This is a genomic window from Stenotrophomonas sp. Steno-C17 (assembly GCF_056393165.1).
Window position 1 is genome coordinate 42,226 of sequence record NZ_JBWJPD010000014.1, and the last position, 16,907, is coordinate 59,132.

Below are 16,907 nucleotides of genomic sequence, written 5' to 3' on the forward strand. Positions count from 1 at the left end.
TAAATTCCAGCGCCACCATAGCGCAGGACGGTCGCATGCTGTCCTGCCGTAACGGGCTTTGTACGCGGCTCAGCCCGGTCCGTGGCTGTTTCCAGTACACGCCGGGTGTCCATTGGACGACATGACCGGACATCCGCGCCGCGGCGCCATGCGTTTGCTAACGTGGCTGCGTCATTGACCCGGGAGGTGCCATGTTCCGCCAGTCCGTCGCCGTCCTTGCCGTGCTGATCGTCGGCGCTCTGTCCACGGTCGCACGGGCCGCACCGGCACCGCCGCCGATAGTCGGTGCGTACTACCCCGGTGGCTCTGCCGAGCGCTATCCGGTCTCGCGTATTCCGGCTGATCGGCTGACCCACCTGTTCTACGCGTTCTCCACCCTCAAGGAGGGGCGTTGCACGATCGGTGCGGACGCAGCGAAGCACTTCGAAGCACTGGCGGCGCTGAAAAAGGCCCATCCGCACCTGCGCACGCTGATCTCCATCGGCGGCTGGGGCGCGGGCGGGTTCTCCGATGCGGCGCTGACCGAGGCCAGCCGCAAGCGCCTGGTCGATTCATGCATGGCGCTGTTCTTTGATCGCCATGCGGGCAGCTTCGATGGCGTGGACATCGACTGGGAGTTCCCGGTCAGTGGCGGCCCGAAGGAGCTGGCACATCGTCCGCAGGATCGCGCCAACCTGACCCGTCTGGCGCAGGCCTTCCGCGTGGCGCTGGATGCGCGCGGCCGCAGGGCAGGGCAGCCGATGCTGCTGACCGCAGCGCTGGCTGCCGGTCGCCTGCAGACCGATGGCCCGTACGACCCGGCGGCGAGCTACGACCTGCCGGCGCTGGCCGAGGTATTGGATTTCATCAACCTGATGAGCTACGACATGGGCACCGGCTTCTCGGCGGTGTCCACCTTCAATGCGCCGTTGCAGGAAGTGCCCTCCGATCCGCTGGCACCGGAACTGCGGCGCTGGAACAACGTGGCCGGCGCGGTGCAGTACTACCGCGAACACGGCGTGCCGGCGCACAAGCTGGTGCTGGGCGTGCCGTTCTACGGGCGTGGCTTCAAGGTCACTGGCGATGCCGCCGACGGCCTCTACCAGGCCTACAGCGCACCGGCCGATGCCGGCGACTGGCGGGTGATCAAGGCGCGTTATCTTGATCAGCCAGGCTGGACCCGGCATTGGCAGCCGCAGGCGCAGAGCCCGTGGTTGTACAACGCCACACAGAAAGTGTTCATCAGCTATGAAGACCCGCGTTCGATCGCACTGCGGGCGCAGTTCGCGCGTGAGCAGGGCCTGGCGGGCGTGTTCATGTGGGAGCTGACCGGCGACGACGAACAGGCCAGCCTGCTCAACGCGATGCTGGCGCCGTGGCAGAAGGCCCGTGTCGGCGATTGAGCCGGCCCCTGCGTATCTGGGCCACGAACGTGCCATTGTAGAGTCGAGCCATGCTCGACTGCCCTTTGCGCGAAGCAACAGCAGTCGAGCAAGCTCGACTCTACCGGGGCGCGAAGCAACAGCAGTCGAGCAAGCTCGACTCTACCGGGGCGCGGAGCAACAGCAGTCGAGCAAGCTCGACTCTACCGAGGCGAGCCGTAGTGCGCCGGGCCATGCCCGGCGGAAGGGTCAATTCGCCCAGACGCTGTTCGGGTCACCGTTGCGCGCGCGGCGGTGGCTGGCCACTGCCAGCCGCGCAAAGCCGGCGGCCATGGCCAGTGCCACCACGTCGATCCAGAACAGCGGCCAGTGCCCGCGCCCTGCGGCCAGCCACAGCCAATCGCCATTGAGCGCGCCATGCGCCACCGGTACCAGCGCCGTGCTGATCGCCGCCGCCCACAGCAGTTCACGCGCGGCCTGGGCCGGGCGGCGCAGTGCCGCCCATAGCGCGCACGCCGCCCACGTGCCGAAACAGGCCCAGCGGATGCCGTGGTCCACGCTGGCCGGTGCGACCCGTTCCAGCACCAGTGCAGTGATGAAGGCGACCGAAATCGCCACGCACAGGCCGATGCACACGCCCACCGTGGCCCGCGCCATGTTGACCCCGCTGCGCGGCTGCTCGACCTGGCGCCGCTTGCGCCGCGATTCGATCCACAGCAGGTTGCCGGAATAGAACAGGAAGGCACCGCCCAGCCCCAGTAGGAAGTACAGCCAGACCACCACGCCGTTGCCGAACTCGCCGAAGTGCAGGGCATAGGCCGCGCTCAACGTCGCGTGGTTGGCATCGCGCCGTCCCGGCAACTGGGTCGCCAGCACCTCGCCGGTGGCCACGTCCAGCGCTACCGAGCCCAGCGGTCCCAGCGTGCCGCTGGATTCGCCGGTGATCTCGATGGTGGCACGGCTGTCGCCGCCGTTGGCCAGCTTCAGGTAAGCCGGTTCGAAATCGCTCACGCCCTGCGCGCGGGCGGTTTCGACGGCACGCGCATGCAGCAGCCGCAGGCTGCCCGGCGCGGTCGGCACGCCGCTGGCCTCGCGCACCGGCGCCGTATCCATGGCCGCGGGTACGGCCTGCATCGCCTTGCCCTCGTAGATCAGCGGGTTCAGCAGGGCAATCTGGATGAACACCAGGCACAGCAGGGCGCCGGTCACCGCGAACATCAGATGGAAGGGCAGGCTGAGCACGCCGATCACGTTGTGCGCGTCCTGCCACATCTGCTTCAGGTTGCGGCCCGGCCGCAGCGCGAACAGGTCGCCCAGCAGTTTGGGCAGGTGGATGACCAGGCCGCTGAGCAGGGCCATGCCGTACAACAGGCTGACGATGCCCATCACGTACAGGCCCGCCACCGGCAGGCCCAGGCTGTAGTGCAGCTCGTTCACCAGCTCGGCCAGGCCGGTCTGCGGCGGCGTGGCGCTGCCGGCGGTGTGGCCCGGCCAGGCGTAGCGCCAGCTGCCATCGTCGGCCTGCCAGTACGCCAGCGGACGCGGGTGGTCGGCGCCGGGGAAGGTCATGCCGACGTGCCGCCGCGCCTCGGCGTGCTGGGCCAGCACGTCATCGAGCAGGTACTGCGCATCGTCCAGCCCGGCGGGCAGGGCAGAGGCGGCACCCGGCGTCTGCCACAGCGGCAGATCGTGGTGGAACAGGGTCAATGCGCCGGCATAGAAGGCCACGAACAGGCCGAAGCCGGCCACCAGGCCAACCCAGGTATGCAGCGTGGTGAAGGTGCGCAGGGTCTGCGAACTGAATTTCATGCGGGAAGTCTCACTGCACCGCGCCGGTCAGGCGCAGCAGCCACAGGGCAAGGAAGCCGGCGGCGGCGCACGCCGACAGTACCAGCCAGGCGCGGGTGGGCGAGCGGAAGCTGAAGGCCCACAACGCGGCCAGCATCCACAGCGGCACGAAGGCGATCAGGCCCGGAACCAGCGCGCGGGTCCACGGCCCGGGCGGCAGCCAGGTCAGCAGGCCGGTGGCCGCAGCGGCCAGGAGGAATCCGGCCAGCAGGCCGGCGAAGGCGCGCATCCACATCAGCGTGGCTCCCCGCCAGGCCGGTGCCAGGCGGCCAGCGCCGGCAGCAGCAGGGCCGTCAGCATCCACGTGCACAGCATCACCACCAGCCCGGTGGCGAAGCCCAGTTCGGCCATCCACAGCCACAGTGCGGCGGCGGCGGCCACCAGCCCGATCTGCCGCCCCAGGCGCCCGGCGCGGCGCAGGCGCGGCCAACGGCAGTGCGGCGAGGCGGCATAGAAGGCCAGCGTCGAGAACATCGAGGCCAGCAGGCCCAGGCTGCAGAAGCCCAGGCTGGACAGGGCCACCGTGATCATCGGCGGTTCCCGTGCTGGCGCCAGGCCATCGGCTGCGGGTCACGGGCGGGGCCGGCGGCGGCCGGTCGAGGCGGGTGGCGCATCACGGGGTCCTGGGCAAGCGGGCAGGCGGGCATCGGCTGCGCGGCCCGCACATGGTAATCATTGCTATTTCACCCCGCCAGCACGTCCCATTCAGTCGTGCGCGCAGGCGCTTGGGCTTTGCCGTGCGCTGGTTTAAGATCAGTGCCTGACCCTCTGGAACAAGGTGGCCCGCGCCGATGCGCCGGCCGAGCGTGCGACATGAGCACTACCACCGCCCATCGCTGATCTGCCCCCGAAGGCCCTTTTCCAGGCGCCCTCGTGGCGCTTTTTTATTGCCCGGGCGTCCGCCCGGGACTGCATTCCAGCCCGCAGCGCGGGCCCCGCACGAAGCCCTATCGATGATCAACATCACCCTTCCCGACGGCAGCCGCCGCGAATTTGAAAACCCCGTCAGCGTCATGGACGTCGCCCAGTCGATCGGCGCCGGCCTGGCCAAGGCCACCATCGCCGGTTCGGTCGATGGCGTGCTGGTCGATGCCAGCGACGTCATCAGCGAGGACGCATCGCTGCGCATCATCACTGCCAAGGACGAGGAGGGTGTGGAAATCATCCGCCACTCCTGCGCCCACCTGGTTGGCCATGCGGTCAAGCAGCTGTACCCGGACGTGAAGATGGTGATCGGCCCGGTCATTGCCGAGGGCTTCTATTACGACATCTATTCCGAGCGCCCGTTCACGCCGGAAGACATGGCCGCCATCGAAAAGCGCATGGGCGAACTGATTGCCCAGGACTACGACGTCATCAAGAAGGTGACCCCGCGCGCGGAAGTGATCGAGATCTTCAAGGCCCGCGGCGAGGACTACAAGCTGCGCCTGATCGAGGACATGTCCGACGATATCCAGGCCATGGGCATGTACTACCACCAGGAATACGTGGACATGTGCCGCGGCCCGCACGTGCCCAACACGCGCTTCCTGAAGGCCTTCAAGCTGACCCGCATCTCCGGCGCGTACTGGCGTGGCGACGCGCAGAACGAACAGCTGCAGCGCATCTATGGCACCGCCTGGGCCGACAAGAAGCAGCTTGAGGCCTACATCAAGCGCATCGAAGAAGCCGAAATGCGCGACCACCGCCGCATCGGCAAGCAGCAGGACCTGTTCCACCTGCAGGAAGAGGCGCCGGGCCTGGTGTTCTGGCACCCCAAGGGCTGGGCGCTGTGGCAGGTGGTCGAGCAGTACATGCGCAAGGTCTACCGCAGCAGCGGCTACGGCGAAGTGCGCTGCCCGCAGATCCTGGACGTGAGCCTGTGGAAGAAGTCCGGCCACTGGGACAACTACCAGGACAACATGTTCTTCACCGAATCGGAGAAGCGCACCTACGCGGTCAAGCCGATGAACTGCCCGGGACATGTGCAGGTGTTCAACCAGGGCCTGCACAGCTACCGCGATCTGCCGATCCGCTACGGTGAATTCGGTTCCTGCCACCGCAACGAGCCGTCCGGCGCGCTGCACGGCATCCTGCGCGTGCGTGGTTTCACCCAGGACGACGGCCATGTGTTCTGCACCGAAAGCCAGATCGAATCGGAAGTGACCGCGTTCCACCAGCAGGCGCTGGCGGTGTACCAGCACTTCGGCTTCGACGAGATCCAGATCAAGATCGCGCTGCGTCCGGAATCGCGCCTGGGCGACGATGCCACCTGGGACAAGGCCGAAGGCGCGCTGCGTTCGGCGCTGTCCAGCTGCGGCGTGGAATGGCAGGAGCTGCCGGGCGAGGGCGCCTTCTACGGCCCGAAGATCGAGTACCACCTGAAGGACGCCATCGGCCGTACCTGGCAGCTGGGCACCATGCAGGTCGATTTCATGATGCCTGGCCGCCTGGGCGCCGAGTACGTGGACGAGAACAGCCAGAAAAAGCACCCGGTCATGCTGCACCGGGCCATCGTCGGTTCGATGGAGCGCTTCCTGGGCATCCTGATCGAGCACCATGCCGGCCAGTTCCCGGCCTGGCTGGCGCCGACCCAGGTGGTGGTGGCCAATATCACCGACGCCCAAGCTGAATACGTCAAGGGCGTGACCCAAACCCTTGCGGAGCAAGGCTTCCGCGTCAGCTCGGATTTGCGTAACGAGAAAATCGGCTATAAAATCCGCGAGCATACGTTGCAGCGCGTGCCTTACCTGCTGGTCATTGGTGACCGCGAGAAGGAAAATGGGGCTGTGGCGGTGCGTACGCGTTCTGGCGAAGACCTGGGCAGCATGAGCCTGCAGGCCTTCATCGAACGGCTGCAGGCCGAGGGCGCGTAAGCAAAGGTCCGGTCCGGGGGCATAGGCACCCGGGCCGGTTCGATACCCTTGGGAGAACGTAATATCAGCACCCCTGACAACAAACAGAACCGCAGGAATCAGGAAATCCGTGTGCCGCGCGTCCGCGTGATCGGCAGTGACGGAGAAATGATCGGCGTGTTGTCGCGCGACGAAGCGCTGTCCATGGCCGAAGATGAAGGCCTGGACCTGGTCGAAATCCAGCCGCAGGCCGATCCGCCGGTCTGCAAGATCATGGACTTCGGCAAGTTCAAGTTCGAAGCGCAGAAGAAGGCCAGCGAGGCCAAGAAGAAGACCAAGCAGGTCGAGATCAAGGAAGTGAAGTTCCGTCCGGTCACGGACGAGGGCGACTACCAGATCAAGCTGCGCAAGATGCGCGGTTTCCTCGAAGACGGTGACAAGATCAAGGTCAACATCCGCTTCCGTGGCCGTGAAATGAGCCACCAGGAACTGGGTCGTGAGATGGCCAACCGGATCGAAACCGATCTGGGCGAAGACATCATCATTGAAAGCCGTCCGCGTCTGGAAGGCCGCCAGATGGTGATGATGATCGCGCCGAAGAAGAAGACCTGACGCCTGACGGGCCGCCCTTCGGGCGCCTGGCTGAACGGTTCAGTGTAAAGGGACGCCGTTGGCGTCCCTTTGCATTTGCGGATGTGCACGGAATGGGTCGAAAGGGCTGGTGACAGGGCGGTTTTGCCTGTATCATGCCCGGCTCGACCCACCCAGGACGGGTCGTACGCCGATCATGGCAGGACGGAAAGAGTGGCAATGGCCACCGCCAGATCAGTCAGAAACCAGGGTCACCCCCATCAAGGACATTGCAATGCCCAAGATCAAGACCAACCGGGCAGCGGCCAAGCGTTTCCGCAAGACCGCCTCGGGCAAGTACAAGTGCGGCCACGCCAACCGTAGCCACATCCTCACGAAGAAAGCGACCAAGCGTAAGCGTAACCTGCGTCAGACGAACCACGTCCGCGCAGAAGACGCCGGCCGTCTGGATCGTATGCTCCCTTACCTCTGAGGAACTGAAAAATGGCACGAGTTAAGCGTGGCGTACAGGCGCGTCGCCGCCACAAGAAGATTCTGGATCTCGCCAAGGGCTACTACAATGCCCGTCGCAAGGTCTTCCGCGTCGCCAAGCAGGCGGTCATCAAGGCACAGCAGTACGCCTACATCGGCCGTAAGCAGAAGAAGCGCAACTTCCGTTCGCTGTGGATCACCCGTATCAATGCGGCTGCCCGCATCAACGGTCTGAGCTACAGCCGCTTCATGAACGGCCTGCTGAAGGCCGGCATCACCCTGGACCGCAAGGTCCTGGCTGATATCGCCGTGCACGACGCAGCTGGTTTTGCTGCGCTGGCCGAAAAGGCCAAGGGCGCACTGGCGGCATAAGTCCTTCCCGATGCCGTTTCCGTTCACGGTGAACGGTGTCAGGTAGAGGCAATGCATGGGGAAGGGCGCAAGTCCTTCCCCATTCTTTTTTTTGGGTTCCGGCAATGCCGCAGGCGCGCGTTGCGGGGACCGGCGGTGGCGACAGGGGTCGGCCCTTCGCGCATCGCGATGGCAGACCGACTGGAGTTCCGGCCCCCCATGAGCGACATCCAATCCCTCACCACCCAGGCGCTGGCCGACGTGGCCGCCGCACAGAGCCCCGACGTGCTGGAACAGCTGCGCGTGGCCCTGCTCGGCAAGAGCGGCAGCATCACCGCGCAGCTGAAGCAGCTGGGCACCCTGCCAGCCGATGAGCGCAAGGCGGCCGGCGAAGCAATCAACCAGGCCCGTGACGCGCTGTCCAGCGCGCTGGGCGAGCGCAAGGCGCTGCTGGAAAATGCGGCGTTGGATGCACGCCTGGCCGCCGAGGCCATCGACATCACCCTGCCGGGCCGCAATGGCGACCGCGCGGGCCTGCACCCGATCACCCGCACCCTGGAGCGCATCACCGGCATTTTCGGCCGACTGGGCTACGAGCTGTCCGAGGGGCCGGAGATCGAGGATGACTGGCACAACTTCGAAGCGCTGAACTTCCCGCCGCACCATCCGGCGCGGGCCATGCACGACACCTTCTATTTCGGTGACGGCCGCCTGCTGCGCACGCATACCTCGGGTGTGCAGGTGCGCTACATGGGCGAGCACCAGCCGCCGCTGCGCATGATCGCCGCCGGCAAGGTATACCGCAGCGACAGCGACCAGACCCATTCGCCGATGTTCCACCAGGTGGAAGGCCTGCTGGTGGACGAGCATTCCACCTTCGCCGACCTGAAGGGCACGCTGGCCGAGTTCGTGCGCGCGTTCTTCGAGCGCGATTTCGAGATGCGCTTCCGCCCCAGCTACTTCCCGTTCGTGGAACCGGGCGCTGAAGTGGACATTGCCTGGCAGCAGCCCGACGGCAGCACGCGTTGGCTGGAAGTGCTGGGCTGCGGCATGGTGCACCCGAACGTGCTGCGCAACGTGGGCATCGACCCCGAGCGCTACACCGGCTTCGCCTTCGGCCTGGGCGTGGAGCGTTTTGCGATGCTGCGCTATGGCGTGAACGACCTGCGCGCGTTCTTCGAAAACGACGTGCGGTTCCTCAAGCAGTTCGCGTAAGCGCCGACCCGTAGAGTCGAGCTTGCTCGACGGTTCCTGAATCGACTGCTCCTAAATTCGCAGGCCCAGGCGCATGCGCCGGGCCCACCAGGGTGACACCATGAAATTCTCCGAAAACTGGCTGCGCAGCCACGTCCCGACCTCTGCCTCGCGCGATGAACTGAGCGCGGTGCTGACCGCCATCGGCCTGGAAGTGGAAGAGGTGACCGCGCTCGGCAACGGCCTGCAGCATGTGGTCGTGGCCCGCATCGTCGAGGCGGTGCGCCACCCCGAAGCCGATCGCCTGCAGGTGTGCAAGGTCGATGCAGGGCAGGGTGAACTGCTGCAGATCGTCTGCGGTGCGCCGAACGCGCGCCCCGGTCTGGTCGCACCGCTGGCCATGGTCGGCGCGCAGTTCGGCGACCTGAAGATCAAGCCGGCCAAGCTGCGCGGCGTGGAATCCAACGGCATGCTGTGCTCGGCCAAGGAACTGGGCCTGGACAACGATGCCTCGGGGCTGCTGGAACTGCCCGATGACGCGCCGGTCGGCCAGACCCTGGTCGAGTACCTGGGCCTGCCCGACGCCAGCATCGAGATCAAGCTGACCCCCAACCGCGCCGACTGCTTCAGCGTGCGCGGCATCGCCTACGACGTAGCCGCCGCCACCCGCAGCGAAGTGCTGGCGTTCGCCGCCGAGGCGATTCCCGCTGCCGGCAGCCGTGAACTGTCCATCCAGCTCGACGCCGGCGCTGAAGCGCCGCGTTACCTGGGTCGCGTCATCGAAGGCGTGAATGCCGCCGCGACGACGCCGCTGTGGATGGCCGAGCGCCTGCGCCGCAGTGGCGTGCGCCCGGTGTCGCTGCTGGTCGACATCACCCAGTACGTGATGCTGGAACTGGGTCAGCCGATGCACGCCTATGACCTGGGCACCCTGCAGGGCAGCATCAGCGTGCGCCGTTCGCGCGCCGGTGAAGCGATCAAGCTGCTGGACGGCCGCGATGCGGTGCTGGACGACAGCTTCCTGGTGGTGACCGATGCCGACCGTGCGGTCGGCCTGGCTGGCCTGATGGGCGGCTTTGACACCCGCGTGACCGATGACACCACCGCCGTGTTCCTGGAGGCTGCGCATTTCGCGCCGGCCGCCATCATGGGCCGTGGTCGCAAGCTGGGCCTGCACACCGATGCCGGCCACCGTTTCGAGCGTGGCGTCGACCCGGCGCTGCCGCGCACGGCGATCGAGTACGCCACCCGCCTGGTGCTGGACCTGGCCGGCGGTACCCCGGCGCCGGTGACCGAGGCGGTCAACCAGGCGGATCTGCCGCAGGCGGCAACGATCACCCTGCGCCGCGCGCGCATCACCCGCGTGCTGGGCATCACCATTGAAGACGCCGAAGTCGAGCGCATCCTGCGCGCGCTGGGCATGGGCGTGACCGCGACCGGCGAAGGCTGGCAGGTGACCGCGCCGAGCCGCCGCTTCGATATCGCCATCGAAGAAGACCTGATCGAGGAACTGGCCCGTATCCACGGTTACGAGCAGATTCCGACCACCCTGCCGGGCGGGGCGGCACGCGTGGCGATGCCGACCGAAACCCAGCTGGACGTGCTCAGCGTGCGCCGCCAGCTGATCGCCCGCGATCTGCAGGAAACCCTCAATTTCGCCTTCGTTGACGACGCCCTGCTGACCCAGTGGCAGCTGCGCGACCACCTGGTGCCGCTGGCCAACCCGCTGTCGGCCGAGCTGGCGGTGATGCGCCCGGCGCTGCTGCCGGGCCTGGTCGCCACCCTCGGCCGCAATGCGGCCCGTCAGCTGGGTCGCGTGCGTCTGTTCGAAGTGGGCCGGGTGTTCGCCCAGCAGGATGGCGAAGGCCAACCGGCACCGCTGGAAACCCCGCGCGTGGCGGCGGCCGTATGCGGCGACGCGCAGGCCGTGCAGTGGGGCATGCCGACCCGCAAGGTCGACTTCCATGACCTGAAGGGCGACCTGGAATCGCTGGCCGCGGCCAGTGGCGCGGTGCTGGAGTTCCGCCCGTCGCAGCGCCCGTTCGGCCATCCGGCCCGTTCGGCCGATATCTACCGTGACGGCGTGGCGATCGGCTGGATCGGCCAGATCCACCCGCGCCTGGCCAAGGCCATGGACATTGAAGTGGATGTCTATGCGTTCGAGCTGGACCTGGAGCCGCTCAGCGCCCGTGCACTGCCGCGTGCCGGCGAGCTGTCGCGGTTCCCGGCGGTGCGCCGTGACCTGGCCTTCCTGGTGCCCGAGCAGGTGGCCTGGAGCGACCTGGCCGCCACCATCCGCCAGGCCGCCGGTCCGCTGCTGCGCGAGCTGAACCTGTTCGACCGTTACGTCGGCCAAGGGGTCGAGCCGGGGTTCAAGAGTCTCGCTATGGGCTTGATTTTGCAGGACAAGTCGCGCACTCTGACGGACCGCGACGTGGAAGCGGTGGTGGCCGAGGCGGTCACTGCCATCGAGCGTGAACATCACGCCCGGATCCGCGGCTGAGCGGGCAGCACTCGGGGGTAGCAGGCAATGGCATTGACCAAGGCGGAGATGGCGGAAAAGCTGTTCGACGAAGTCGGTCTGAACAAGCGGGAAGCCAAGGAATTCGTCGACGCGTTTTTCGATGTGCTGCGTGAAGCATTGGAACAGGGACGTCAGGTGAAGCTGTCGGGCTTCGGTAATTTCGACCTGCGGCGCAAGAGTCAGCGCCCGGGTCGCAACCCCAAGACCGGCGAGGAAATTCCCATTTCCGCCCGTACGGTGGTCACCTTCCGTCCGGGCCAGAAGCTCAAGGAGAGGGTGGAAGCTTATGCTGGATCCGGGCAGTAACCGCGAACTTCCGCCGATTCCGGCCAAGCGCTACTTCACCATTGGTGAAGTCAGTGAGCTGTGCGACGTCAAGCCGCACGTGCTGCGCTACTGGGAAACCGAATTTCCCAGCCTTGAGCCGGCCAAGCGCCGTGGCAACCGTCGCTACTACCAGCGCCACGATGTGCTGATGGTGCGGCAGATCCGCAGCCTGCTGTACGAACAGGGCTACACCATCGGCGGCGCGCGCCTGCGCCTGGACGGTCCGGATGCGCGCGAAGAATCGGCGCTGAGCAACCAGATCATCAAGCAGGTGCGGATGGAACTGGAAGAAGTGCTGCAACTACTGCGTCGCTGAACCTTTTTTCCAAGGAATCCGCTATACTTCACGGCCCGCCACAGCGGCGGGCACATTGCAGCATCAGTCGGGGCGTAGCGCAGCCTGGTAGCGCATCTGCCTGGGGGGCAGAGGGTCGTCGGTTCGAATCCGGCCGTCCCGACCATTACTGCAATGAACCGAAAAGCCCGCGCATCACTGCGTGGGCTTTTTTGTTGCGCCAGTGTATGCTGCGCGCCACTCGTATCACCGCGGCTGCTGAACCCGGTCCTTACGAGAACATTTCATGCACCATCCCCGAACCCGCGCCTGGCGTCGTGCCGCGGCGCGCCTGCATGGCGGCGATCGCGCAACGCGCGTGGCGTCGATCAAGCCCGAAAAGAACTGGAAGCTGATGTACCTGCGCAGCGCGAAGCTTGCGCGTGCACGGCAACTGGGCTTCGTCTATCCCATCCAGAGTGCGAGCCAGCAACGGGAGCAGTCGTGATCCATCTGCTCTTCGTCTGCAGCCGCAACCAACTGCGCAGCCCGACCGCCGAAGCCCTGTGGCGACGGCGGCCGGGCTTCAGCGCACGCTCCGCTGGCACCAGTCCGCACGCACGGCGGCCGATCAGCGTGCAGGACCTGCGCTGGGCCGATGTGATCTTCGTGATGGAAGCCAAGCACCAGCAGCGCCTGCAGGCGCAGTTCCCGCGACTGCTGCTGCACACGCCGCTGCACTGCCTGGACATTCCCGATGATTACGCCTGCATGGACCCCGCCTTGATGACGCTGCTGGAAAGTCGCGTGCACGCGTGCCTGGGCGCGGGCGTCGCCGACGCCTGACGCCGTGGCGGTACGGAGCGCTGCCGTTCAGCCTGCGGACCCATACGCCAGGGTACTTCCCGTATCATCGGCCGCACATCCGATCGCATCGGTGTTCCCTCGCGTTTTTCACCGCGCCAGCGGGCAGGAGCTTGTGCCTGCCCCGGGTTGCGGCGTAGTACGTGCGGGCGGTGTGCGGACCACGACGACCACAGGGGGTTGCGTTGATCAGCAGTATCGTCATTCATCGTTCGGCGGGCGAAGGCAGCGCCGTTGTGCAGGTCCTGGACACGACGTTCAAGGGCAAGCGCGTGTTCGTGTCCTGGGGCCTGCGCGGGGTCGAGTTGAGCCGCGAGGCAGAACCGCCCGATACCGTGGCCGCGCGCCGGGCGCTGCAGCACCTGTCACGCCAGGTGGAAGGCCCGCGCAGCGGCGAAGTGTTCATTGCCAGCCAGTCCGGCGTGGCCATCAGCGTCTATCGTCTGTTGACCGAAGCCCGCAGCGGCGATGCGCTGTTTTTCCTGTGCGATTCACCCGCCGTGGTCGACTGGCTGGAAACGGCGCTGGAAATCCAGCCCGGCTGATCCTGCGCTGTACCCACCGTAGTGCCGCCTGGCTGTATGTACCGGCGCGCTCGGCGCGCGCCTATGCTGGTCGGTCCCGCGTGTGAGTCTGCCGATGTCCCTGTCTACCTGGTGGTGGTTCCTGGCCACCGTGTTCGTGCTGTGTGGTACGCCCGGGCCGAACATGCTGCATATCCTGGGCCGCAGTGTCGGGCTGGGCTTCCGCCGCAGCGTACCGGCCATGGCCGGTTGCCTGCTGGCCATGCTGCTGGTGCTGGCGGCGTCGGCAGCGGGCCTGAGTGCGGTGCTGCGCTCATCGCCGCGGGTGTTCGACGTGCTGCGCTATCTGGGCGTGGCCTACCTGGCCTGGCTGGGCATCAAGGCCTGGCGCGACAGTCTGCAGGTGACTGCGGCCAGCACCGCGGCGCCGTTGCCGGCCGCCGTGCACGGCACGCTGGCGGTGTTCCGTGGTGGCCTGCTGGTGGGCCTGAGCAATCCCAAGCTGCTGCTGTTCGCGGCGGCATTCCTGCCGCAGTTCATCGATCCGGCGCGTGCGCAGAGCATGCAGTACGCGGTGCTGGTGGCCACGTTCGCCGGCTGCGAGCTGTTCTGGTATGTCATGTACGCCGCCGGCGGCCACGGCCTGCGGCGCTGGCTGGCCAGGCCTTTCGCGCAACGCTGGTTCGAGCGTCTGGTGGGCACGGTGTTCCTGGCGTTCGCCGTCGCGTTGCTGCGCTTCCGGCCGCGCTGAGCGGCAATGCTTTCACGCTGCAGGCGCAGCCTGTTCACGGACCTGGCATCGGCGTTTGCCTAGCCTGATCACACCAATGAACGCCCCGCAGGGGAAAGGATTGACATGATCAAGTGGGCCATCATTTTCGCCATCATCGGCCTGATTGCCGGCGTGCTCGGCTTTGGCGGCATCGCCGGCGCCGCCGTGGGCATCGCCAAGTTCCTGTTCTGGGCCGGCATCATCATTGCCGTGATCCTGTTCGTGCTGGGCATGAAGGTGGCCAAGAAGGTCGCCTAGGCGGCCATCGGTGTGCTCGACGGCAGGGGGCGGCACAGCTTCAGGGCCTCGTCGGCCATGGCCAGGGCCGTGTGCCGTTCCTGCTCGTTGAGCGGTTGGCCGTAAGCCGTGGCCCAGTAACCATCGGCCGCGCAGCGCGCCGCGTACAGGCGCGCATCGCAGGCCTCGGCAGGGAACTCGCCCAACAGCCGCCGCATCCACTGCCGCCAGTGCGCCAGCAGTGCAGGTTCAAGCAGGTTCGCCAGGGTCAGCCCGATGTCATGAGCCTGCTCCTGCTGCAGCAGGTGATCGAAGCAGGCACGCACATAGGCGCGGCTGAAGCGCCCGTACTCGTCCTCGTCCTGTTCAAGCAGGTAGCGGACGTGGACCTCGAAATCCTCGGTGAGCGCGGCCAGGGCCGCCTCGACCAACGCCTGCTTGCTGGGGAAGTGGTGGAACAGGGCGCCCTTGCTGACGCCGGCAGCGTCGGCCACGTCCTGCACTTTCAGGGCGGCCAGGCCCTGCTGGGCGATCAGGCGCGCGGTGCACAACAGCAGCGCCTGGCGCACGCTGTCCGGGGCCTTGCGGCGGACACGGGGAGAAGGGGCAGACATGCAGAAGAAACCGACTGGGCGGTTTGTATGATACCGCGCTCGGCAGCGGCTCAGTCGAAGTAGACCGCCAGACCGGTGCCCACCTGCAGATCGGGGCTGTCTTTGTCCAGGCCGGCGTCGAACGAGGCGTCCAGCTGCACGCGCGGGCGCAGCATCCAGGTCACGCCGGCGCCGGCCACGCGCTGATACGGTTCGCCGCGCGCATGGGTCAGCCCGGCTTCGACGAACAGGCTCAGCCGGTCGCTGGCGGCCACGGACAGACTGGGTGACCACGTTGTGCTGCGCTGGCCGTCGCCGCGCTGGTGGCTGGCATACAGCGCCGCGCTCCAGCGTTCGCCCAGCGCCTGTTCCACACTGAGGGCGAGCGCGTACTGCCGGCCCTCACTGAAGTCGGCGTTGCCGCGGGCGACGACCGCGCTCGCCAGCAGGGCCCACGCGGTCCGGTCCGTGCTGCCGGGACCGGCCCATTTCAGCGCAAGCTGGGTGTCGCCACTGCCATGCTGGCGCTCGGTCGGCCGGTCAGCACTGCGAACGCTCTGGCGTTGCCACGGGGTCGTGGCAAGCTGCAGTTCCAGATGTTCGCTGAGGCCTGTACGCAGCAGCACATCGCCGGCCAGCGCGCGGGTGCGCACTCCCTCGCGATCGCGGTCGCGTTCCCAGGTGGGCAGGCCCAGCTCCACGGCCAGCGCTCCGCGCGGCACGGTGTCGGTGCCAAAGCCCAGCCCCGGTCGATCAAAGGCGGGCAGATCTTCGGCACAGGCCGGCGCGGCCAGCAGCGACAGGCAGAGGCAGAAGGGCAGGCGACTGCGCATGGAGGCGATCCGTCAGGGCGTCGCGCGCAGCATGCGACGCCCGGATGTGCGCATTGCGTGAGCGCGGGGCGATCAGTCGCCGATGCGGGCGAAGCGCGGCTGCAGCCCGTCCGGGCCGGGCACCTGTTCGACGAACATCGGGTACGGGCGCACCCACAGCCCGCCTTCACCGTACAGGGCGCGGTACAGCACCATCGGCTGCAGCGTCTCGCTGCTGCGGACGATATCGACCACCTGGTACAGGCCGCCCTTGAAATGGCGGTAGCGGCCCGGAAGCAGCGCGGGCAGGGGAGACAGTTCGGTCATGCGGAATCTCGTGCTAGGGGCGGGCAGGGCGCGCCGGTTGCGCGCACCAGGCGTCGATCGCTTCAGGCGTGTTGGCCAGCCCCTGCGCCTGGGCCAGCTCCCACGGCCGTTCGCAGCGATCGGTGCGCGCGCACCACTGGTAACCGGCCGAGCCGATGCAGCCGTGCGCGTCACGATCGCCGCCGACGCGCGCCGGTGCCGGTGGCGCGGCCGCGGTGTCGGCCGGGGTGGTGGACGCAGGCGTGCATGCTGCCAGCAGCGCGCACAGGATGGGCATCAGCAAGGCGGTACGCATGGCAACGACCCTTGGCTTGAAAGCGACATTTTCAGGCGCTTTCAAGCCGGTCGGCAAGCACTTACGTCAACGAAGCGCGCAGCACTTCTTCGATCAGCACGACGTAGCAGGCTACGAAATAGAACTTCAGCAGCGTCGAGCGCTGGGTGGAAAGCAAGGTGCGCATGTGGAAGGGGCCCCTGTTGGTGACGATAGTGTGAAACCACAGCGACTTCGTGACAAGGGTCACGGAAATTCTTCACTAAACGTCCTCAGGGATGTGATGACGACCACGGTCCGCGCTTGGCGGACGGATTTTTCGGACAAATCTGATAGGCGCCCCCGGAAGCCGTGGCTACCGTGTCTCCCATAACGTCGGTCGGGGTTTCCCGACCCGGAATTCTCAACTGCAGGAGCACGACATGGTCATTACTGTCCAATGCGACGCCCAGCGCTGGTCGGTCATCGATCCCCGTTCGCAGCACGTGCAAGCGTTCGACAGCGGCGCGGTGGCCTTCGACACGGCCGCTGCCCAGGCCAGCGAGCATCATCACCGTACCGGCCAGCGCAGCACGGTCCGGGTGGCGGCACTGGGCAGTACCGTAGACGCGCTGCGCTTCGGTCATTGACCGCGCGCGGGCGCTCAGGCCACGTTCGGTTGCTTGAACGAAATGGGAACCGCCGCAGCGGGCCCTCTGTGCGTACCGTTCTGAATCCCGGATGCTTGCC

At 66.8% G+C, this 16,907-nt stretch carries 22 protein-coding genes and 1 tRNA gene; 16 read left to right on the plus strand and 7 right to left on the minus strand.

Annotated features, from left to right (window positions below):
* The first annotated feature begins 191 nt into the window (after nt 1-191).
* The gene (locus tag AC06FA_RS13510; protein WP_478068746.1) at nt 192-1,382 is read left to right on the plus strand and encodes a glycoside hydrolase family 18 protein; all 1,191 of its coding nucleotides are present in this window, start codon (nt 192-194) and stop codon (nt 1,380-1,382) included.
* A gap of 228 nt (nt 1,383-1,610) precedes the next feature.
* Here AC06FA_RS13510 and AC06FA_RS13515 read toward each other — a convergent pair whose 3' ends face one another.
* The 3 genes from AC06FA_RS13515 to AC06FA_RS13525 are packed head-to-tail and all read right to left on the minus strand — an operon-like array spanning nt 1,611 to nt 3,740.
* Nucleotides 1,611-3,170, minus strand: coding sequence for a PepSY-associated TM helix domain-containing protein (locus AC06FA_RS13515; RefSeq protein WP_478068747.1), 1,560 nt, complete (start codon nt 3,168-3,170; stop codon nt 1,611-1,613).
* Between the two features lie 10 nt (nt 3,171-3,180).
* Nucleotides 3,181-3,444, minus strand: a complete 264-nt coding sequence (locus AC06FA_RS13520) for a hypothetical protein (RefSeq protein ID WP_478068748.1) — start codon at nt 3,442-3,444, stop codon at nt 3,181-3,183.
* The gene (locus AC06FA_RS13525) at nt 3,444-3,740 is read right to left on the minus strand and encodes a hypothetical protein (RefSeq protein WP_478068749.1); all 297 of its coding nucleotides are present in this window, start codon (nt 3,738-3,740) and stop codon (nt 3,444-3,446) included. The genes AC06FA_RS13520 and AC06FA_RS13525 overlap by 1 nt, the downstream gene beginning before the upstream one ends.
* Nucleotides 3,741-4,162: 422 nt before the next feature.
* Between AC06FA_RS13525 and thrS the strand changes: the two genes are divergently transcribed.
* From thrS to AC06FA_RS13595, 14 genes are all read left to right on the plus strand, one after another.
* Nucleotides 4,163-6,064 carry a threonine--tRNA ligase gene (thrS, locus tag AC06FA_RS13530; RefSeq protein WP_478068750.1) on the plus strand — a complete coding sequence of 634 codons (1,902 nt, stop codon included), beginning with the start codon at nt 4,163-4,165 and terminating at the stop codon, nt 6,062-6,064.
* A gap of 48 nt (nt 6,065-6,112) precedes the next feature.
* Nucleotides 6,113-6,655 carry a translation initiation factor IF-3 gene (gene infC / locus AC06FA_RS13535; protein ID WP_478068751.1) on the plus strand — a complete coding sequence of 181 codons (543 nt, stop codon included), beginning with the start codon at nt 6,113-6,115 and terminating at the stop codon, nt 6,653-6,655.
* Between the two features lie 253 nt (nt 6,656-6,908).
* Nucleotides 6,909-7,106: a 50S ribosomal protein L35 gene (gene rpmI, locus AC06FA_RS13540; RefSeq protein ID WP_002811096.1), complete on the plus strand. Its 198-nt coding sequence runs from the start codon at nt 6,909-6,911 to the stop codon at nt 7,104-7,106.
* Nucleotides 7,107-7,117: 11 nt separating this feature from the next.
* Nucleotides 7,118-7,477, plus strand: coding sequence for a 50S ribosomal protein L20 (rplT, locus tag AC06FA_RS13545; protein ID WP_005410435.1), 360 nt, complete (start codon nt 7,118-7,120; stop codon nt 7,475-7,477).
* A gap of 198 nt (nt 7,478-7,675) precedes the next feature.
* A complete protein-coding gene (gene pheS, locus AC06FA_RS13550) occupies nt 7,676-8,671 on the plus strand; it encodes a phenylalanine--tRNA ligase subunit alpha (RefSeq protein ID WP_416056997.1) in 996 nt (331 codons plus the stop codon).
* 100 nt (nt 8,672-8,771) lie between these two features.
* Nucleotides 8,772-11,153, plus strand: coding sequence for a phenylalanine--tRNA ligase subunit beta (pheT, locus tag AC06FA_RS13555; protein WP_478068752.1), 2,382 nt, complete (start codon nt 8,772-8,774; stop codon nt 11,151-11,153).
* A gap of 27 nt (nt 11,154-11,180) precedes the next feature.
* On the plus strand, nt 11,181-11,480 hold the full coding sequence (locus AC06FA_RS13560; protein WP_108750195.1) for an integration host factor subunit alpha: 300 nt from the start codon (nt 11,181-11,183) through the stop codon (nt 11,478-11,480).
* Entirely contained in the window at nt 11,461-11,817 is a 357-nt protein-coding gene (locus tag AC06FA_RS13565) for a MerR family transcriptional regulator (protein WP_005410431.1), read from the plus strand. Before AC06FA_RS13560 ends, AC06FA_RS13565 begins: the two co-directional genes overlap by 20 nt.
* 68 nt (nt 11,818-11,885) lie before the next feature.
* Nucleotides 11,886-11,962, plus strand: a tRNA-Pro gene (locus AC06FA_RS13570).
* Nucleotides 11,963-12,082: 120 nt separating this feature from the next.
* Nucleotides 12,083-12,283 (plus strand): hypothetical protein, encoded by a 201-nt coding sequence (locus AC06FA_RS13575; RefSeq protein ID WP_478068753.1) that lies wholly within the window; start codon nt 12,083-12,085, stop codon nt 12,281-12,283.
* Entirely contained in the window at nt 12,280-12,621 is a 342-nt protein-coding gene (locus AC06FA_RS13580) for a low molecular weight protein tyrosine phosphatase family protein (protein WP_478068754.1), read from the plus strand. The genes AC06FA_RS13575 and AC06FA_RS13580 overlap by 4 nt, the downstream gene beginning before the upstream one ends.
* Before the next feature lie 203 nt (nt 12,622-12,824).
* Nucleotides 12,825-13,184 carry a hypothetical protein gene (locus AC06FA_RS13585; RefSeq protein WP_478068755.1) on the plus strand — a complete coding sequence of 120 codons (360 nt, stop codon included), beginning with the start codon at nt 12,825-12,827 and terminating at the stop codon, nt 13,182-13,184.
* Nucleotides 13,185-13,278: 94 nt separating this feature from the next.
* Nucleotides 13,279-13,914, plus strand: coding sequence for a LysE family translocator (locus AC06FA_RS13590; protein WP_478068756.1), 636 nt, complete (start codon nt 13,279-13,281; stop codon nt 13,912-13,914).
* Nucleotides 13,915-14,019: 105 nt separating this feature from the next.
* Nucleotides 14,020-14,193, plus strand: a complete 174-nt coding sequence (locus tag AC06FA_RS13595; RefSeq protein ID WP_108750190.1) for a DUF1328 domain-containing protein — start codon at nt 14,020-14,022, stop codon at nt 14,191-14,193.
* On the opposite strand, the gene AC06FA_RS13600 is transcribed toward AC06FA_RS13595, so the two are convergent.
* From AC06FA_RS13600 to AC06FA_RS13615, 4 genes are all read right to left on the minus strand, one after another.
* On the minus strand, nt 14,190-14,786 hold the full coding sequence (locus AC06FA_RS13600) for a TetR/AcrR family transcriptional regulator (RefSeq protein ID WP_478068757.1): 597 nt from the start codon (nt 14,784-14,786) through the stop codon (nt 14,190-14,192). The genes AC06FA_RS13595 and AC06FA_RS13600 overlap by 4 nt on opposite strands.
* Nucleotides 14,787-14,836: 50 nt before the next feature.
* Nucleotides 14,837-15,598: a transporter gene (locus AC06FA_RS13605; protein ID WP_478068758.1), complete on the minus strand. Its 762-nt coding sequence runs from the start codon at nt 15,596-15,598 to the stop codon at nt 14,837-14,839.
* A 72-nt stretch (nt 15,599-15,670) separates the two neighbouring features.
* Nucleotides 15,671-15,904: a DUF1653 domain-containing protein gene (locus tag AC06FA_RS13610; protein ID WP_478068759.1), complete on the minus strand. Its 234-nt coding sequence runs from the start codon at nt 15,902-15,904 to the stop codon at nt 15,671-15,673.
* A gap of 13 nt (nt 15,905-15,917) precedes the next feature.
* Nucleotides 15,918-16,199, minus strand: a complete 282-nt coding sequence (locus AC06FA_RS13615) for a hypothetical protein (protein ID WP_478068760.1) — start codon at nt 16,197-16,199, stop codon at nt 15,918-15,920.
* Between the two features lie 401 nt (nt 16,200-16,600).
* Here AC06FA_RS13615 and AC06FA_RS13620 point away from each other — a divergent pair, with 401 nt between their 5' ends.
* Nucleotides 16,601-16,807: a hypothetical protein gene (locus AC06FA_RS13620; protein ID WP_478068761.1), complete on the plus strand. Its 207-nt coding sequence runs from the start codon at nt 16,601-16,603 to the stop codon at nt 16,805-16,807.
* The last annotated feature ends 100 nt before the right edge of the window (nt 16,808-16,907 follow it).

What these genes read in the sequence shown, in the direction of transcription:
- AC06FA_RS13510 (WP_478068746.1), top strand. Translation starts at nt 192, where the DNA reads ATGTTCCGCCAGTCCGTCGCCGTCCTTGCCGTGCTGATCGTCGGCGCT.
- AC06FA_RS13515 (WP_478068747.1), bottom strand. Translation starts at nt 3,170, where the DNA reads ATGAAATTCAGTTCGCAGACCCTGCGCACCTTCACCACGCTGCATACC.
- AC06FA_RS13520 (WP_478068748.1), bottom strand. Translation starts at nt 3,444, where the DNA reads ATGTGGATGCGCGCCTTCGCCGGCCTGCTGGCCGGATTCCTCCTGGCC.
- AC06FA_RS13525 (WP_478068749.1), bottom strand. Translation starts at nt 3,740, where the DNA reads ATGATCACGGTGGCCCTGTCCAGCCTGGGCTTCTGCAGCCTGGGCCTG.
- thrS (WP_478068750.1), top strand. Translation starts at nt 4,163, where the DNA reads ATGATCAACATCACCCTTCCCGACGGCAGCCGCCGCGAATTTGAAAAC.
- rpmI (WP_002811096.1), top strand. Translation starts at nt 6,909, where the DNA reads ATGCCCAAGATCAAGACCAACCGGGCAGCGGCCAAGCGTTTCCGCAAG.
- rplT (WP_005410435.1), top strand. Translation starts at nt 7,118, where the DNA reads ATGGCACGAGTTAAGCGTGGCGTACAGGCGCGTCGCCGCCACAAGAAG.
- pheS (WP_416056997.1), top strand. Translation starts at nt 7,676, where the DNA reads ATGAGCGACATCCAATCCCTCACCACCCAGGCGCTGGCCGACGTGGCC.
- pheT (WP_478068752.1), top strand. Translation starts at nt 8,772, where the DNA reads ATGAAATTCTCCGAAAACTGGCTGCGCAGCCACGTCCCGACCTCTGCC.
- AC06FA_RS13560 (WP_108750195.1), top strand. Translation starts at nt 11,181, where the DNA reads ATGGCATTGACCAAGGCGGAGATGGCGGAAAAGCTGTTCGACGAAGTC.
- AC06FA_RS13565 (WP_005410431.1), top strand. Translation starts at nt 11,461, where the DNA reads ATGCTGGATCCGGGCAGTAACCGCGAACTTCCGCCGATTCCGGCCAAG.
- AC06FA_RS13575 (WP_478068753.1), top strand. Translation starts at nt 12,083, where the DNA reads ATGCACCATCCCCGAACCCGCGCCTGGCGTCGTGCCGCGGCGCGCCTG.
- AC06FA_RS13590 (WP_478068756.1), top strand. Translation starts at nt 13,279, where the DNA reads ATGTCCCTGTCTACCTGGTGGTGGTTCCTGGCCACCGTGTTCGTGCTG.
- AC06FA_RS13595 (WP_108750190.1), top strand. Translation starts at nt 14,020, where the DNA reads ATGATCAAGTGGGCCATCATTTTCGCCATCATCGGCCTGATTGCCGGC.
- AC06FA_RS13600 (WP_478068757.1), bottom strand. Translation starts at nt 14,786, where the DNA reads ATGTCTGCCCCTTCTCCCCGTGTCCGCCGCAAGGCCCCGGACAGCGTG.
- AC06FA_RS13605 (WP_478068758.1), bottom strand. Translation starts at nt 15,598, where the DNA reads ATGCGCAGTCGCCTGCCCTTCTGCCTCTGCCTGTCGCTGCTGGCCGCG.
- AC06FA_RS13610 (WP_478068759.1), bottom strand. Translation starts at nt 15,904, where the DNA reads ATGACCGAACTGTCTCCCCTGCCCGCGCTGCTTCCGGGCCGCTACCGC.
- AC06FA_RS13615 (WP_478068760.1), bottom strand. Translation starts at nt 16,199, where the DNA reads ATGCGTACCGCCTTGCTGATGCCCATCCTGTGCGCGCTGCTGGCAGCA.
- AC06FA_RS13620 (WP_478068761.1), top strand. Translation starts at nt 16,601, where the DNA reads ATGGTCATTACTGTCCAATGCGACGCCCAGCGCTGGTCGGTCATCGAT.